General features: G+C 37.8%; 13 protein-coding genes. 1 reads left to right on the top strand and 12 read right to left on the bottom strand.

Annotated features, from left to right (window positions below; translation table 11 throughout):
• Nucleotides 1-35 precede the first annotated feature (35 nt).
• The 10 genes from AC5JPT_RS12845 to AC5JPT_RS12800 form a co-directional block, all read right to left on the bottom strand.
• Nucleotides 36-1,205: a glycosyltransferase family protein gene (locus AC5JPT_RS12845; protein WP_493858327.1), complete on the bottom strand. Its 1,170-nt coding sequence runs from the start codon at nt 1,203-1,205 to the stop codon at nt 36-38.
• Nucleotides 1,205-2,065: a UDP-N-acetylmuramate dehydrogenase gene (murB, locus tag AC5JPT_RS12840; RefSeq protein ID WP_493858326.1), complete on the bottom strand. Its 861-nt coding sequence runs from the start codon at nt 2,063-2,065 to the stop codon at nt 1,205-1,207. Before murB ends, AC5JPT_RS12845 begins: the two co-directional genes overlap by 1 nt.
• 192 nt (nt 2,066-2,257) lie before the next feature.
• Nucleotides 2,258-3,499: a UDP-N-acetylglucosamine 1-carboxyvinyltransferase gene (locus AC5JPT_RS12835; protein ID WP_493858325.1), complete on the bottom strand. Its 1,242-nt coding sequence runs from the start codon at nt 3,497-3,499 to the stop codon at nt 2,258-2,260.
• A 27-nt stretch (nt 3,500-3,526) separates the two neighbouring features.
• Nucleotides 3,527-4,834: a lipopolysaccharide biosynthesis protein gene (locus AC5JPT_RS12830; RefSeq protein WP_493858324.1), complete on the bottom strand. Its 1,308-nt coding sequence runs from the start codon at nt 4,832-4,834 to the stop codon at nt 3,527-3,529.
• Nucleotides 4,835-4,875: 41 nt separating this feature from the next.
• A complete protein-coding gene (locus AC5JPT_RS12825) occupies nt 4,876-5,904 on the bottom strand; it encodes an NAD-dependent epimerase/dehydratase family protein (RefSeq protein ID WP_493858323.1) in 1,029 nt (342 codons plus the stop codon).
• 39 nt (nt 5,905-5,943) lie between these two features.
• Nucleotides 5,944-7,221 carry a Vi polysaccharide biosynthesis UDP-N-acetylglucosamine C-6 dehydrogenase TviB gene (gene tviB / locus AC5JPT_RS12820; protein ID WP_493858322.1) on the bottom strand — a complete coding sequence of 426 codons (1,278 nt, stop codon included), beginning with the start codon at nt 7,219-7,221 and terminating at the stop codon, nt 5,944-5,946.
• A gap of 40 nt (nt 7,222-7,261) precedes the next feature.
• The gene (locus tag AC5JPT_RS12815; protein WP_493858321.1) at nt 7,262-8,779 is read right to left on the bottom strand and encodes a polysaccharide biosynthesis protein; all 1,518 of its coding nucleotides are present in this window, start codon (nt 8,777-8,779) and stop codon (nt 7,262-7,264) included.
• Nucleotides 8,780-9,294: 515 nt separating this feature from the next.
• Complete coding sequence (locus AC5JPT_RS12810) at nt 9,295-11,523, bottom strand: polysaccharide biosynthesis tyrosine autokinase (protein WP_493858320.1); 2,229 nt, start codon at nt 11,521-11,523, stop codon at nt 9,295-9,297.
• A 45-nt stretch (nt 11,524-11,568) separates the two neighbouring features.
• Entirely contained in the window at nt 11,569-12,000 is a 432-nt protein-coding gene (locus tag AC5JPT_RS12805) for a low molecular weight protein-tyrosine-phosphatase (protein ID WP_493858319.1), read from the bottom strand.
• A 12-nt stretch (nt 12,001-12,012) separates the two neighbouring features.
• Nucleotides 12,013-13,098, bottom strand: a complete 1,086-nt coding sequence (locus AC5JPT_RS12800) for a polysaccharide biosynthesis/export family protein (protein WP_493858318.1) — start codon at nt 13,096-13,098, stop codon at nt 12,013-12,015.
• 577 nt (nt 13,099-13,675) lie between these two features.
• On the opposite strand from AC5JPT_RS12800, the gene rluB reads away from it, so the two are divergent.
• On the top strand, nt 13,676-14,623 hold the full coding sequence (rluB, locus tag AC5JPT_RS12795) for a 23S rRNA pseudouridine(2605) synthase RluB (protein WP_319049937.1): 948 nt from the start codon (nt 13,676-13,678) through the stop codon (nt 14,621-14,623).
• A gap of 171 nt (nt 14,624-14,794) precedes the next feature.
• Here the strand turns inward: rluB and AC5JPT_RS12790 are convergent, their stop codons facing one another.
• Nucleotides 14,795-15,352, bottom strand: coding sequence for a hypothetical protein (locus AC5JPT_RS12790; RefSeq protein ID WP_493858317.1), 558 nt, complete (start codon nt 15,350-15,352; stop codon nt 14,795-14,797).
• A 53-nt stretch (nt 15,353-15,405) separates the two neighbouring features.
• Complete coding sequence (locus AC5JPT_RS12785) at nt 15,406-16,089, bottom strand: hypothetical protein (protein ID WP_493858316.1); 684 nt, start codon at nt 16,087-16,089, stop codon at nt 15,406-15,408.
• Between the last annotated feature and the right edge of the window lie 170 nt (nt 16,090-16,259).

Genomic DNA, 16,259 nt, shown 5'->3' with positions numbered 1-16,259 from the left:
TTTTTTTACGTTGTTCCTATTAAATAGGAAGAAAACTACTTTTTTATTATAGAATTTTTATGAAAGTTGCGTAAGCTCTTTAGTCCAAAAAGAGAATCCTGAAAAAATTTTCTCTTTCCATTATTTTCACCTACTAAAGAAATATAAAAATCTTCATATTTAGCTAATGAATTCTCTACATTAAAATTCTCTTCAAATATTGATTTCATATACTCTGAAATTTCTGTGCGATACGCAGGATCAACTATTACTCTTTGTATATTTAGTAAATTATCCTTGTTACCCTTTTCAGAGAATACATTTCTTCCAGAAAAGTTTGTTTTAAACCCATCTTCGAATGTATCCATTGTTATAAGCATAGGTATACTACTCAAAGAGTTTCCAGTTAATGTAGGTATTCCTAATGATGCAGATTCCATAACGCCTCTACCTGTAGCAATCGCTGCATCTGCTAGATAAAGCATTTTAGAAGCATTTCTAGTGTATTTATCATCCGTTAAAATCACTACTGTCCCATCAAGAACATACTTACTATTTGATATTTCAAGTAATATTTCTTCAGACTCTACAACACCGATTATAAAAAGTCTGATTTTTAAACTTTTGTCTTTCCGATATAACTCATCTATGAGATTTATACAATGTAAAATACTTTGCTTATACGTTATACCTATTCTAGCAATTTTAACAAATGTAAAAAATTCTTCAGACCTTTTTATGTCAGAAAATTCAGTAGTTATTTTAGAAACTCTATTAGGTATCAATGCTATATTTGATTTTTTATATCTGTTATTACTTTCAAACCAACGCTTATTTTCAACACTAAATAAAATAAGATTTTTCACGTAAGGAAAAAACTTAGGATTAGATCCTCCACATTTGGTAAGAACTATATTAAAATTTTTCGATATGTATAAAGGCTTTATAATATTAAAAGACGTTACATCAAAACAATGAACAATATTAGGTGAAAAATCTTCAATAATATGATCCATTTTTCTTTTGAATTGAATTAAATTTTTGCCGTCAAGATCAACATGACATAAATAGTTTGGATGATTTGAAATTGTGGTATTATCGCCTGGACCAATCGATACTATTTCAACCTCATGCTTTGATGCAATTCGATTAGCTATGTGGAATAAACTATATAAATGACCGCCTCTTCCATGTGTAAGTAACGAGATAAAAAATAATATTTTCATTATATGATCACTCTCTGTTCTACTTCTAAATCGATATTAAATTTCAATTTAACCCTTCTCTGAATCTCATTGATTAGTGAAATAATATCTTCACCAGTTGCACTTCCTGTATTCACGATAAACCCACTATGTTTATGTGAAATTTGCGCTCCTCCAATAGTAAAACCTTTTAAATTTAATTCATCAAGCATTGGACCAACAAATTTATTCTTAGGCCTTTTAAAAACACTTCCACAATTAGGATACTCTCGTGGTTGTTTTTCCCATCTAACTTTTCTTTCTTCTTCCATTAAACTATATATATCACTAGAGCTACCATGCTCTAGCTTAAACCAAGCTTTCAAGACAATATTATTGCTATTATTTTGAAAAAAACTACTTCTATAACAAAATTTAATTTCAGAATTAGACATCTCTTTAATTTCAAAATCTTCTAAACTCAAGTATCTAACTTTCGTTAAAACATCTTTTATTTCTGTATTTTTATTTCCAGCATTCATAACAACAGCCCCACCTACAGAGCTTGGTATATCATAGAAAGCTTCTAATCCCGTTAAGCTATTTTTAAGAGCAGCTTCGCTTAATTCTAGTAAAGTTACACCTGCTTCTGCACAAATTTTATTTTCTTCTACAGAAAACTTATTCATATTTCCATTCATAATGATAAATGGACGATCGTAATATTCTTTTGCAAAAAGAATATTGTTTCCGTTACCAATAATAGTAAATTCTAAGTTGGGATTGTTTCGATAAAGCTCAACTAAATCATTTTCGCACTCAGGAAAATATGCTACTTTGCAAGAGCTTTTTATTTTGTACGCGCTAAATTCAGTTAGATCTTTATTTTTCTCAATATTCAAAATACTTCCTCTCATTTACTAAATATCAATATATAAACAATGTAGTTTCCCCAAAATGTACTCTTTACCAAACCAATTACTTAGTGCTTTTTCATACATATACAGTTAATAGAATACCGTTTTTGGAAAATATTTTTATATGAGTAGTACTAGATATGATATCTAGTACTACTCATAAATTAACTTTCTTTATTAATTACTAGAAAGCAAAACTTTTAATTTTTCATCTAGGTTTTCATAACCTCTATATATTTGCCAAGCATCTTCAATTACTGTTTCACCTTCTGCTATCAAGCCAGCTAAGAGCAACGCCATACCAGCCCTCAAATCGACAGCCTTTACTTTAGCCCCATTTAGTTCACTGCCGCCAGAAATCTTCAGCATATCACCTTCAATTGTATACTGAACACCCATTTTTGCTAACTCTTCTACATAGCCATATCTACCAGGAAATCGTAAATCTACAATCTTAGAATCACCTTTAGAGCGAGCACCATAAACAGCAAAAAGAGGCTGCATATCTGAGTTGATACCTGGATATGGCCCTGTACTTATCTCTATAGGATAAGGAGTACTTCCTCTTACAATCAAAGAATCTTCACCCTTATATAACTTCATTCCACTTTCGCGCAAAAATATCAAGGGTACCTCTAAGTGCTCAAAAGGGAAGTTCAATATTTCTATATCTCCACCTGTTATTGCCGAAGCAATAGCCCATGTAACTGCTTCCATGTTATCAGGTACAACACGATGCTTAACACCGTTTAGTTTCTTCACGCCATTTATCTCAATTGATTTTTGGCCGAACACCTTAATCTTTCCACCCATCTTATTCAACATTTCTATTAAATCTAGAACTTCTGGGCGAATATGTGGATTCCATATCCTGGTATTTCCTTCCGCAAGCACTCCACAAAGTATTGCATTTTCTGTAGCTCCTGTTGATCGGATAGGCAAATGTATATCACAGCCTATCAGGCTCTTACTAGCTTTCGTACATAAGTACCCTTCTTCTTCCCAAACCTTAGCTCCCATACTTTCAAGTATTTTTACGTGTAAATCATATTTTCTATCGCCCAGTGGGCATCCGCCTGGAAGTGGAACTTTGCCTTCACCAAAACGTGTAGTTAGTGACCCAAGAATTAGCAAAGAGTTCCTAATAGAACGATCATTCCATAACAGCTCATTTAACAGCCCTTTATCTTCCTCAATGCATAAATAACCATCTTTTTGAGAGCAACTTTTACCCATTTTTTCAAGCATACCGATATGGATTTGCATATCTAACAACCCATTAGGAGAGTCAAATAATTCAACTTTCTCATCAGTTAATACTGAAGCAGTAAGCAATTTCAAAGCAGCATTCTTTGCTCCACTTACCCTCACTTTACCTCTTAAAACACCTTTTGATACTTTTAAAGTATTGTTAGACATTACAAACTCCATCATCATATAGAAAACTCATACCGCTCTTCTTACTTGCTGAGAAGCAGATTTATTTACCGTAAAAAAAATAAAAGCTGTTGTACCTAAGTAATAGATACACAAATAAAAGCTAAGCACAATTACAAAACTTTGAGGCGACAAAGTGTAACCTCTAAACAAAAAGAACAATGCCCCCAACCCTAATATTCTAATAATATTTATTATTAAAAAAGTTATTTGAGAGCCTACAATATTTAGAACTTGCATCAAAGGATTTGAAGTAAACTGTAACAGCACAAACGGTGCCAAAATTGTAGTATATTTTCCAGCTATAGCCCATTCTGAACCAAATACTAGATAAAACATAGGTTGAGCGAGTACCATAACTAAAACTGTTAGTGGCAAGCCTAAGATAAATAGCTTTTTTTGTACGTCTATCGTCAGTGTTTTTATCCTATTTAGATCTCTTCTACCAATGACTGCTATTTCTGCATAAAAAGCTTTAGCCATAGCTTGACCAATCAAACCTGTAGGTAGTGATACTGCTAGAATAGCTAAACTAAGTTGACCAGTTACTTCCTTACCATATAAAGCGGCCATCATTAATACAGGTGCATTACTAGACAGTTGTAACAATGCCTGAGAAGGCAATCGGAAATATGGAAACTCTCTGTAATATCCTGCAACCAATGCCATCCTCTTTTTAGTAATAAAAGGAATTAATTTTTTAAAATCATATATGAACTCTTTAATGAGTTTGAACAATCCAGTACTCTGTGCAAGAAATTGACCAGTTATTAGTCCTACTGTTTTAAATGACAATAGTCCTAATATTATCTTAGTTCCATTACCTAACAAAGATTGAACAAATTGAGTTTTAGCTATGATTTTATATTTTCTTTTCCTTGTGGCCCATAGACTGAGTATTTCATAAAGAGCAGAGCCTCCAACGCCGAGAACTATTAACCATCTCAAATTTAAAATCTCAGACATATCAAACCATCTAAGAACTATTTCGCCAAACAGAAACAAACACAAAGAAAGAAGTGTCAAAAAGCTAATGAGTATAAATATACTCAGAGCCATCAAATTGATAGCTAGAGCGTCTGCTTTAGGTAACGGCAATGCAGTACTAAACTTTAGAGTTGTTAGTGAAGCTAATATGGAAGTAATAGATATATATAGCGCCAACAAGCCATAATCAGCAGGAGTATATATACGTGTAATAATTGGAATGCTCAAAATACCTATTATTCTCGCTGCACTTGAACCTAGTGCTAAAGTGAACATTCCTTTGAAAACGGTTACTGAGTCAGTACTTCCTAATTTTTTGGAGAATCTCATCAGTATCTTCTTAGAATAACTATTGATCCACCCTATCTTTTTCAACTTAAAAACTCAACATACCAAGGCATCGCCTTCTCAATACCGTCAACTATATCAAACTGAGGAGCATAGCCTAATGCATTTTGTATTTTAGTAATATCTGCCTGACTATGCCGCACGTCTCCTGCTCTAAAATCTCGATAGATTGCTGTTTGAGTATAATTAACGCCATTAGTACTTAAATGCTCTGTAAGCGCTGAAAACAGCGTATTGAGGGTAGTACGTCCACCTACTGCCACATTGTAAACTTGATTTTTAGCTTCTTCAGTAGCAGTTGCGGCCAAAATGTTAGCCTGTACAGCATTTTCAATAAAATTAAAATCGCGACTGGTATCACCATCGCCATTAATGAACACCTCATCACCCGAGATCATAGCGGCCGTCCATTTCGGTATCACCGCCGCATAGGCACCATCAGGAGTTTGACGCTTACCAAAAATATTGAAATATCGCAGACCTATCGTCTTAAAACCATAAGTACGTGAGAAAACATCTGCATATAGCTCATTGACATATTTAGTCACCGCATACGGCGATAAAGGATTACCAATATTTTCCTCAATTTTTGGCAGTGCTGGATGATCACCATACGTTGAGCTACTAGCAGCATAAGTAAAGCTAGTAACATTAGCATCACGAGCGGCTACCAGCATGTTTAAGAAGCCTGAAATGTTAGTCTCATTGGTCGCGATAGGATCAGCGATAGAGCGTGGTACCGATCCTAGCGCTGCTTGATGCAGCACGTAATCAATACCTTGACATGCTTTCGAACAATCAGTCAACTGACGAATATCACCCTCTATAAAAGTAAACCTATCCCACTGTTCAATGCTTACTAAGCTTTTTACTTCATCTAGGTTATGCTGGAAACCTGTGGCAAAATTGTCTAACCCTACCACTTTTTGATTGAGCAATAATAATGTCTCAAGCAAATTGGAGCCGATAAAACCCGCTACTCCAGTGATGAGCCACGTCTTAGGCATCTTTACTAATGTTTCTTTCACTTTATTATAGGTTGTCGCTGTCATAGTGTTGCTCGCATGCTGTTATTGTAAGACTATATAGGCTTATAGACGGATATCTGTGTCTTCTTTGTCGAATACATACTTCAAATCATAGAGCACATGGTTAGGCTTACCTAAACTTCTTATATGTGCTACGCCCATATCGACAAACTCACTGTGAGCCACTGCTAGGATAATGCTGTCATAGCTATTAGCTGCAGGCTCATTGACAGGCTTAATACCGTACTCTCTTTGAGCCTCTATAGTATCTACCCAAGGATCATAGACATCGACCTCAATGTTATATTCCTCTAACTCATGAACAATATCAATTACTTTAGTATTACGCACATCAGGACAGTTTTCTTTAAAACTCAAGCCTAATACCAAAACTCTAGCACCTTCAACTTGAATACGCTTTTTTATCATGGTTTTAACTAATTGAGTAACGACATACTCGCCCATACTGTCATTTAGGCGGCGACCTGCTAATATAATCTCTGGGTTATATCCAATGGCTTGGGCTTTATGCGTTAAATAGTATGGATCAACCCCAATACAATGACCGCCGACTAAGCCTGGTCGAAATGGTAGGAAATTCCACTTAGTACCAGCAGCTTCCAACACTGCTTCAGTATCGATATTCATTTTATTAAATATAACTGCTAGCTCGTTAATGAGTGCAATATTGACATCCCGCTGTGTATTTTCAATAACTTTAGCCGCCTCTGCCACTTTGATACTAGGTGCTTTATGAGTGCCAGCAGTGATGATTAAGTTATAGACTTCGTCGACAAAGTCTGCAATCTCAGGCGTTGAACCAGCCGTTACTTTTAAGATATTAGTAACACGGTGCTCTTTATCACCCGGATTAATACGCTCAGGACTGTAACCTGCGTAAAAGTCTTGGTTAAATACCAATCCAGAAGTTTTTTCCAATACTGGGATACAGACTTCTTCAGTCGCGCCCGGATAAACCGTTGATTCATAGACTACGATATCGTTTTTCTTTACTAGGCTACCGATAGCTTCTGACGCTTTGATCAAAGGTGTCAGGTCAGGCTGCTTATAGTCATCAATAGGAGTAGGTACAGTAACAATAAAGAAGTTACAGTCGTTCAGCTCATTGATGTCTGAGCTATATCTTAAGTATGTGGCTTCTGCTAGCTCCGCTTCGCTAACCTCTAAAGTATGATCAATACCTGTATTGAGAGCAGCAATACGTTCAGCATTGATATCAAAGCCTATAACTGAGTGATGTTTACCGAACTCTACCGCTAACGGTAGCCCCACATAGCCAAGACCAATAACAGCAATTTTAATATTGTTAATATTTAACATAGAATTTATCAACCAACCTTATTAATGAGTATTTTCCAAATTAGGAGTGCACTGTAGTGTCTTCTTTATATCCAACTACAAAATATTTGAACTGCAATTTCAACCACACAACGTCGTATAATTGAGATTTTTCTGACAACTTATCTAAGGTCTGCTCAAGCTCTTCTAAAGCAAACCTATGTTCCATAGCTTGCATAATGAGAGGGTGAGCCGTTTTTTCAACGTTGTCATCACCAATTATGAGCTCTTCGTAAAGTTTCTCGCCAGAACGAAGGCCAGTAAAGACAATTTCGATATCACCATTGGGATGTTTATCGTCTTTTACCTCATGTCCACTTAGATGAATCATACGCTGAGCGAGATCAACGATCTTTACTGGCTCACCCATATTCAATACAAAAACCTCACCACCTTGCGCCATAGCACCTGCCTGAATTACTAAATTGGCCGCCTCTGGGATAGTCATAAAATAACGTGTGACATCAGGATGGGTTACAGTGATAGGCAGACCTTGTTCGATTTGCTTGGTAAAAACAGGCACCACAGATCCTGATGAGCCTAATACATTCCCAAACCTCACCATACTGATACAGGTTTTACTATCTGGCTTTATTGAGTTAGCTTCATGACTTAGTGCTTGGCATACGAGCTCCGCCAACCGTTTTGAGGCACCCATGACATTAGTAGGTCTAACAGCCTTATCAGTAGATATCAATACAAATGTTTCAACATCTACTAGAATGGCAGCACGAGCACAGTGATAAGTGCCACGAGTATTGTTAATAACCCCTTGGAATGGGTTATGTTCGACCATAGGTACATGCTTATATGCCGCTGCATGATAAACTGTTTGTACATGATAAGTCTGAAATATCCGCATAAGGTTATGCTCGTCAGTGACATTACCGATGACGGATACGATTTGAATATCTTGATATTCATTGTGATTGGCTTGTTTTGCCAAAAGCTCTTGGTGGATACTATAAAGAGCAAACTCTGACAGCTCATACAACACCAAACAAGTTGGTTCATTTTTGATGATTTGACGGCACAATTCACTACCGATAGAGCCACCAGCCCCAGTTACCAAGACAGACTTTTTTGCTATGTTTTTCTTCAGTAAGTTTTCGTCAGGTTCTACAGTCTGACGGTCTAATACATCTAATATATCAATCTTACGCATATGGCTAACCGTGACTTTTTCGTCAGCCAATTCTTGTAGACTTGGTAGCTCTTTTATCTTGATAGAGATGTGTGAAAGTTTTTCAATAATCTTACGTTTGCGAGCACGGCTAATAGAAGGCACTGCCAAAAACACTTGTGCAATATCAAGGGTATTTACGATATCCAATAAATTATCAGTATGATAAATCTTCTTACCCATTACATGGGCACCTGTCAATTGCCTATCATCATCAACAAAAGCAATCACACTATACTTATGTGAGTTGCTCAAGCCTTTCATTAACTCTTGACCTGCTTCACCTGCACCATAAATCAAAATATTATCGTAATCTATAGGCTCATCCTCAAGCCGTTTGCCTTGCCATCGCTTCAAAAGCTCTTTGATCGTTAAACGGCTGTTCCATAGCCATATATAGAGCAGAAACAGAAACAGAATAGGCGTCGATCGAGGTATCTGTGGTAGCAAATCAAGGTAGATAATTAGTTCATAAAAAATTATCAGCACGAAAAATAACTGTAATACACCACTCATAACTGTATCAAGAAACCCTCTAGATACACCATGATAAAATCCCACCAGATATAACCCGACAACAGGTATTAGCGCATAAAGACTTAGTGCCCATAAACTAATATGAAGCTCGACATAACCATAGCGCAATAACAGTGACAATAGCAGGCACGCAATAGCCATGACAAAGTCTGCGCTAATAAGGATTATACGCTTGACATATCTTGGTAGCGACAACAGGTACTGAGCGATAGATTGCAACAATTTTACACCTTCAAGCTTTGGTTTATATGTAACGCTGTATGATGACTGTTTGAACGTATGACTTGTCTATTTAGTCATTGTTACTTTTAAATACTAAGGTATCTAAAAGCATACTACTGATTGTTACCATATGCATAGCTATAGTGATAGCTGTATTTGCTCATGATACCCTGCTGCACGTCGTTTAAGATAATACCATCTACTTTTATATTGGCCTTATTCAGTTGATTAACAGCATAAACCAACTGCCCTTCAATTGAATTATCGTATCTCGTTACCATTAATACTTTGTCGGCATATTGTGCCAGTATCATTGCATCAGAAGCCGCGAGTATCGGCGGTGTATCAACAATAATATAGTCATAGTGTAAGCTTAATTCTGTCATCAGATTACTGAGCCTGCTATCAGACAATAGCGATGCAGGATTGCGTGGATGCTCGCCTCTTGGCATAAAATCAATATTATCTATACCTGTAGAATGAATAAAATGACCCAGCTCCTCAGATGGTATCGTATTCGATGTATTATCATGTTGTGATAAGTAATCGGCTAAGCCATTATCTTGATTCATACTGAACATCTTATGCAACTCGCCTAAGCGCATGTCTGCATCCATGACCAGCACTTTTTTGTCGAGCTGAGCAAAAACTTCTGTCAAATTAGCAGAAATAAATGATTTCCCAACACCAGGGCTTTCTCCAGTAATCAGTATAACTTTTGCTCTTTTTCTTGACTCTTCTAATGTTGGCATACCAAAAATCAAATTAGTTCTTAAACTTTTGATGGCTTCATAACTTAAGCTGTTGCTATCAGCATATGCTAACAGACGATTTGGTGCCTTTTTATCTTTACGTAGTCTTGTCAGTAGAGGTGAACGAGGGATAGTGGCTACCACAGGTACACCAGTTTTTGCTTCGATACGTTCAGGATCTTTCACCACGTTTCTAAGTAAATTCTTTATTAACACTAGCAATATACCTAGCATAGTAGCTAATAGTGTTGCTAATACCCAAATTTGCGGCTTGTTTGGCGCAATAGCATTGAAAGTATTGATAGGCAAATCAATAATACGAGCATAGCCAATTTGACCAGCTCTCACGACTTTTAGCTGCTCATAGTTTTTTAGTAGCGTTAGATATATTTCTCTATTAATCGCAGTATCTTCAGAAAGCTGTAAGAACTCTCTTTGTATCTCCGGTAACCCTTCGATAGTTCTATCTATATTCTGTTTCCTACTATTGAGCACCTCGAGCTGTTCATTAATCTGAATGACTAACGGATGTTCTGCTGTATAGTAAGTAGTCAGGTCAGCTTTTTTTAATCTAAGCTCGTTAATCTGTGTATCAATCTGAGAGTTCTCTGCCAATAGTAGCTCGGCTTCTTTACTCACATCGATCGTGCCATTACTTTCACGAAACTTATTAAAAACGGCTTCTGAGTCTTCTAGTTTTTTCTTCAGGTTCGGAATCTGAGTTTCCATGAATTTGATTGTTCTGGTTGTTTCCTCAGAACCTCGCGTTTGGTTTTGATCTATATAAGAAAGAATAATTTCTTTCAATATCAAACTAACCTGCTGTTGGTTAGACCCGGTCATAGACATCTCAACAATACCTGTTTTTTGACCTTGCTCAACCACAGATAATTTACTATTTATCGCATCAGTAGTGATCTGCAACGACTGCTTAACTACGTTGATAGGATGAACGTTACGAGGTAAGTCAGTCACAGTGATCTGAATCTGACCATCTGTACCTTTAAACAAATGCGGTTTATTTAACTGACCCTTAAAGTCATCAAACCCATTACTCAACACAAAACCAGTTGCAGATTTGGTTAGCGTAAATGTTTGATTAAGGTAACCCTGTGATACATTGAATTGGCTAATTTGAGCGTCACCATCTTCCGTACGTAGTGACACGCCTTCAGAATTGTTTATTTGAGTGTTGACACGATCACTCTTGATTCTATCTATATAACCGATAGAAGGGTCGGTCAATCTAATGCGTAAGTTTAGCTTCTCAACAACAGGTTCAAGTATCATCCGAGATCTTATTAATTCAGATTCCGTTTGAGCTTTACTTGCCTGTGGAGCAATTAGCTCTGATGCGCTTGTACCTAACGCAGATACACCTTGAGAATTCTCTTCTATTTGTATCAAAGCATCTGACTTGAAAGTAGGGTTTACATAGCGCCCGTAAAGCACACCGATTAGTAAACCTATTAATGCGAAAAACAATATGGTTTTCCAGCCACGCAGAATAGCAAATAGCAGTGCCATAAGATCAATATCATCATCGGCCTCTGTACTAGATTGACCCACATTTTTTGTATCTGTATTCATAACCATATGTTTATCACTTAATACTGTTCATTAGATATTAGACTTTTAACTAATTTTATCGGCCCAAGGCGTGAGACTGTTGACAATATCTTGCCTGGCTATCTCAAATAATGATATGTCATGTCTATAAGGGTCAGCAATTTCTTTATTAATCCAATGCCCTATCTTAAAGGTCTTGCCACGGCAATGTGGCCACCGCTCCTCTATCCATTTGGTTTGGCCATCTGACATGGTAAATATAAGATCTGCATTCATAACCAGCTTTTCATTTATCTGCTTTGCGATATGATTCGACATATTGATATCATATGGATCCATTACTGCTTGTGAATTTGGATCCACTGGGTTACCGACTACTGCGGAGAGTCCAGCAGAATCAACGTTTTTTTGCGGATATTGTTCTTTTAATAACGCTTCAGCGATTGGACTACGGCAAATATTACCGACACAGACAACCAAAATATTATCAAACGCCATACTGATCGTTTCCTATAAAGTTGAGAAACTTCTGATTGCTGAAGTTGATGGTAACAAAGCACTGATAACACGGTTCCAGCGCGTCAGACCTGTTGGGTCAACATAGACGATATCATTCGGCAACATCTCAAACCGGCTAGTCAGTGGGAAACTGGTGAGCGCTTGCATATCTACATAGTATATATTTGTACGCTGATATTCAGGCTGATCGCGCACTACGTAGATCTTAGCCGCATTAGCCGTATTAGAGTTCAGTCCAGCTGACTCCCCAATCACTTGCGCTAAGCTCAATCCTTGGTCAATAATAGGTACAGGTGCAACTTTGCCAAACTCTCCCAAGACATATACTTTATTGATATCTTCGCTACTGACACGAATAGAATCACCATCTTGGACATAAATTTGATTGGCTGATAATCCCGCCTGCTGCAGAGACTGTAACCCCATACGATAATCAGTACCGTTTCTTCTCAACACGATACTGTTTGAGTTACCTTCTCTCGTCGTACCACCAGCCATAGATATTGCACTATATAGTGACACAGGTTCATCGGCAATATTGAATTGACCAGGCTTGTTAACTTCACCATCGATAAAAAACTTATTGCCCCGATATTCAGCAACTTTCACTTGTGGGTCTGCATATTTTAGATAGCGCTGTAATCGTGAACTCAAGTTTGCAGTGAATTGTGGCACACTGAGCCCACTCGCCTGTATACGTCCTATCAACGGAAACTGGATGAACCCTTGCTGATCAACAGGATAACCAGATGCTCCTGCAGCATTAATATCAGGATAGTCCACCAAAACAATACTCAATACATCAGATGGCGTAATGCGGTAATTCATCCTATTAGACGATCGTACTAGGTTAGACAGGTTGCTACTCATTTGTGAGCGAGCGATTTGCTTAGGCGGTAATGTGGCGAGTGTCAGTGGCAGTACATTAAAATCAATACCGTTGTCTGCAGTAAAAGAGCCACTCGGTGGTAACTCTCCAGCTTGAAGCCCAGAATTGATGGTTGTAGTAGCACACCCATAAAGCATACTGCTAGCTAACAAACACGCTGTACTTAACAACTTAGTTGTCTGTCTCATATCAAAGAGCCTCTTCTGTTACTGCAATCACGTAAAACGATTAAGAAAACAATTCTATATTGCTGCTTTTGCCTTGATGTTATTTCTTTACATCTTTAACAAAAATAATCGGCATCATAACATAAGTTAGCTAACAGTAAGCAATGTTCTTATTGATTGATACAAAAAGCTATTTCGATACTTTCTGTACTCATACTGACTTTTACTCTACAGTTAATTCATTGTTTTACATACATTAATCTCAAGCAGTGTCTTTAAGGACACAATAAAAAACCTGTCAACTTAGCCTAAAACTGTTACCTAACCAAGTTCAAAACCCATCTAGGAAGTAAGTTCACACTTACCATGTCATATGCGGATTTTGTGAAGAATAACAGCTATTAAGCAAATAAAATAAAAGATCAAAAAGTCCGATAATCATTCCAATTTATTAGTATAATATGTGCCGCTAAAAGCAAATATGCTATCTACCTATTAATTAGTAGTAGTGAACATTGTCTATACTTAGGCCAATGTCTAGAAGCTATAAACAGTCATACATTGAGAAATGTAAACCCACCGACTCAAGGACATCAAGATGAAAGATGAAAAATTACAGAAAGCACTAGCCCGTATGGGGCTTGGTTCACGCCGTCAAATGGAAGAAGTGATCAAAGCTGGTCGCGTCTCTGTCAATAACGGACCGGCAACCATTGGTGATCGCGTCTCACAGGGTGATGAGATTCGCGTTGATGGTCGTCAGATTAAATATACTGCTGAAAATGAGAAACGTCGTCGTGTATTGGCATACTATAAGCCTGAAGGCGAAGTTTGCTCTGCAAAAGACCCAGAAGGTCGTCCAACTGTGTTTGAGCGCCTACCAAAACTGACTCATGATCGCTGGGTTATGGTTGGACGCTTGGATATCAACTCAACTGGTCTACTATTGTTTACCAATGACGGTGAAATGGCGCATCGCTTGATGCACCCTTCTAGTGAAGTGACTCGTGAATACGCGGTACGTGTATTGGGTGAAGTGACTCCTGATATCGCTCGCACATTGACCTCTGGTGTCATGTTAGAAGACGGTATGGCACAGTTTGATGATATCAAAGACGGTGGCGGTGAAGGTGTCAATAAGTGGTATCACGTCCAGTTAAAAGAAGGTCGTAATCGCGAAGTACGTCGTCTGTTTGAGTCTCAAGGTCTAAAAGTCAGCCGCCTACTCCGTACGCGCTATGGTACGATTGCCCTACCGAAAGAGCTACGTACTGGTCGTTTCTTAGAGCTTGATAAAAAAGAAATCAATACGTTGACGGACTTAGTAAGCTTACGCCCACGTTATGGTACGGGTCTGCATGGCGCAGCCAAAGAAAAGCAAGAACGTATCAGAAACAAGCCGCTCAAAGCACGCCGTACTACGGACAGTCGTAGTGATAACCGCAGCGGTAGCGACAACCGTAATAGCAGTGCAAAGCCTAAAAGTAGCGCTAGCCCTGCAAGCCGCGGTACACGTAACACTCGTGACCGCAATAATAAGCGCTAGTCTAAGTTTTCTGTAAAACACTTACAGCATTAGACGTGTTATAAAAAAGCTGCCAATGATACATAGTCATTGGCAGCTTTTTCTATATTTGTATGTCTGAGATTTTGTCTGTCTGATAGATTCTTTATACATGGTTTTCGTACTAAGCATATAAAACATATGGATAATGATTTAATTATCATGGCTGTCCATGTAACTATCCATAGCTTTTAAGTCCTGTAGATGTTGCGTCTCTATTTGCGCCATTAACATATCTAGACGCTGCTCGATATTGTCTAACATTTTTTGTAGCAATCTATTGGCTTCTATTCTTTTTTCGTTACTTGCGTGGTCAGTACTTGCATAAGTATTCATTAAATGGTGATGACTGGCCAGCATTTCAGGTAGCCGAGTTTGCAGTAGTTTGTTCAGCACAAATTGCTGCTCAGTCGCTGCTGGTACTTTGTTCTGCGCTGATTGTGACTTCTGATATCCTTGATAGTAAGTGACTTTGTTATCTATACTCTGTAGTTGTCTTAGCTGCTGTTCAGATAGGTTTTTTAGATGCTTTTTATGTAGGCTTAGCTGTTGCCAACTTGTTGTAGCTAATGATAATGCGGCATTACTATCTTGATACATGAGCACACCTGGTGTGATACCAACTGCCTTGTGTAGCGCGTGCCAGCCTTTTTTGCCCAGATATAAGGCAGCGGCAGTTGCTACGATGCCAGTACCTATTAATATACTCATATACACTCGTTACTTATTAATCAATTCTGTATATCCCTACTCATCGTTATCACTTACAGCTTGATGTTGTCTACTGTTTCGCTTGTCTCAACGGTATTCTTTGATCCAGAATTTTTTGATATAGGAGATTGGATTGTTTCTGTATTTTCATCCAGCTCACTCAATGACTGCATTGTTGAGTTCGCATTTGGATTATCAAAGCGCGTCTGCAAATAGCGATTGGTCGCGAGTAGTTTTTGTCCATCTTGATGGTACGACGCGTTTAGCAGATCATCGAACTGAACATCGATGGTTTTGAGCACACCTAGCAAGGCTTGTTTACCAGTAACGTCTGAGTGTTTGATTTTGGTAGTATCAGCGCGCGCGCCGTCTGCCCCATCTAAATCATGCAAGCGGCGATAGTCTGCGACTGCTTGCGGGATATGTCTGTCCATCAGATTCTGAATCATGATATAGGTTTCATTGATGGTATCTTTATCATCTATTTTGCCATCATTATTGGTATCGCCATAAATCAAACGTAACTTTTTGCCCTTTTGATTGATTTGATCAAGTGCTGCTTTTACGTCAACTGGCAAGCTTTTTTCTGGAATATATCCCAATTGCGGCATCGCCGTATATTCGAGCATTTTGGGCGCTGTGACTTTTTTGATACCGCGATATCCTAGATATAACCCAGCGGCTGGCAGCACCCCGTATAGTACAAACATTACTAGCATGGCAGTCACTTGGGTCATCAGAGTATCCTTATGGTTCGGCAGAATGGTGTGGTAAATTTTTATTATGTTAGCCCATACGCTCAGCTAAGTAGCTTCAATATAGCCAGTCATATATAGGGCACTGCTTTTATTAAACAAAAAAATAAGGCTCTGTTAAAGCCCTATATTGTTATGTACTGAGTCGATTG

It is taken from the genome of Psychrobacter sp. H26, assembly GCF_059073035.1.
The sequence above is the reverse complement of the archived record's forward strand: the minus strand, read 5'-3'. Positions and strand labels throughout refer to the sequence as shown.

Coding starts and splice junctions, on each gene's coding strand:
- AC5JPT_RS12845 (WP_493858327.1), bottom strand. CDS start 1,205: ATGAAAATATTATTTTTTATCTCGTTACTTACACATGGAAGAGGCGGT.
- AC5JPT_RS12835 (WP_493858325.1), bottom strand. CDS start 3,499: ATGTCTAACAATACTTTAAAAGTATCAAAAGGTGTTTTAAGAGGTAAA.
- AC5JPT_RS12830 (WP_493858324.1), bottom strand. CDS start 4,834: ATGAGATTCTCCAAAAAATTAGGAAGTACTGACTCAGTAACCGTTTTC.
- AC5JPT_RS12825 (WP_493858323.1), bottom strand. CDS start 5,904: ATGACAGCGACAACCTATAATAAAGTGAAAGAAACATTAGTAAAGATG.
- tviB (WP_493858322.1), bottom strand. CDS start 7,221: ATGTTAAATATTAACAATATTAAAATTGCTGTTATTGGTCTTGGCTAT.
- AC5JPT_RS12810 (WP_493858320.1), bottom strand. CDS start 11,523: ATGAATACAGATACAAAAAATGTGGGTCAATCTAGTACAGAGGCCGAT.
- AC5JPT_RS12805 (WP_493858319.1), bottom strand. CDS start 12,000: ATGGCGTTTGATAATATTTTGGTTGTCTGTGTCGGTAATATTTGCCGT.
- AC5JPT_RS12800 (WP_493858318.1), bottom strand. CDS start 13,098: ATGAGACAGACAACTAAGTTGTTAAGTACAGCGTGTTTGTTAGCTAGC.
- rluB (WP_319049937.1), top strand. CDS start 13,676: ATGAAAGATGAAAAATTACAGAAAGCACTAGCCCGTATGGGGCTTGGT.
- AC5JPT_RS12790 (WP_493858317.1), bottom strand. CDS start 15,352: ATGAGTATATTAATAGGTACTGGCATCGTAGCAACTGCCGCTGCCTTA.
- AC5JPT_RS12785 (WP_493858316.1), bottom strand. CDS start 16,089: ATGACCCAAGTGACTGCCATGCTAGTAATGTTTGTACTATACGGGGTG.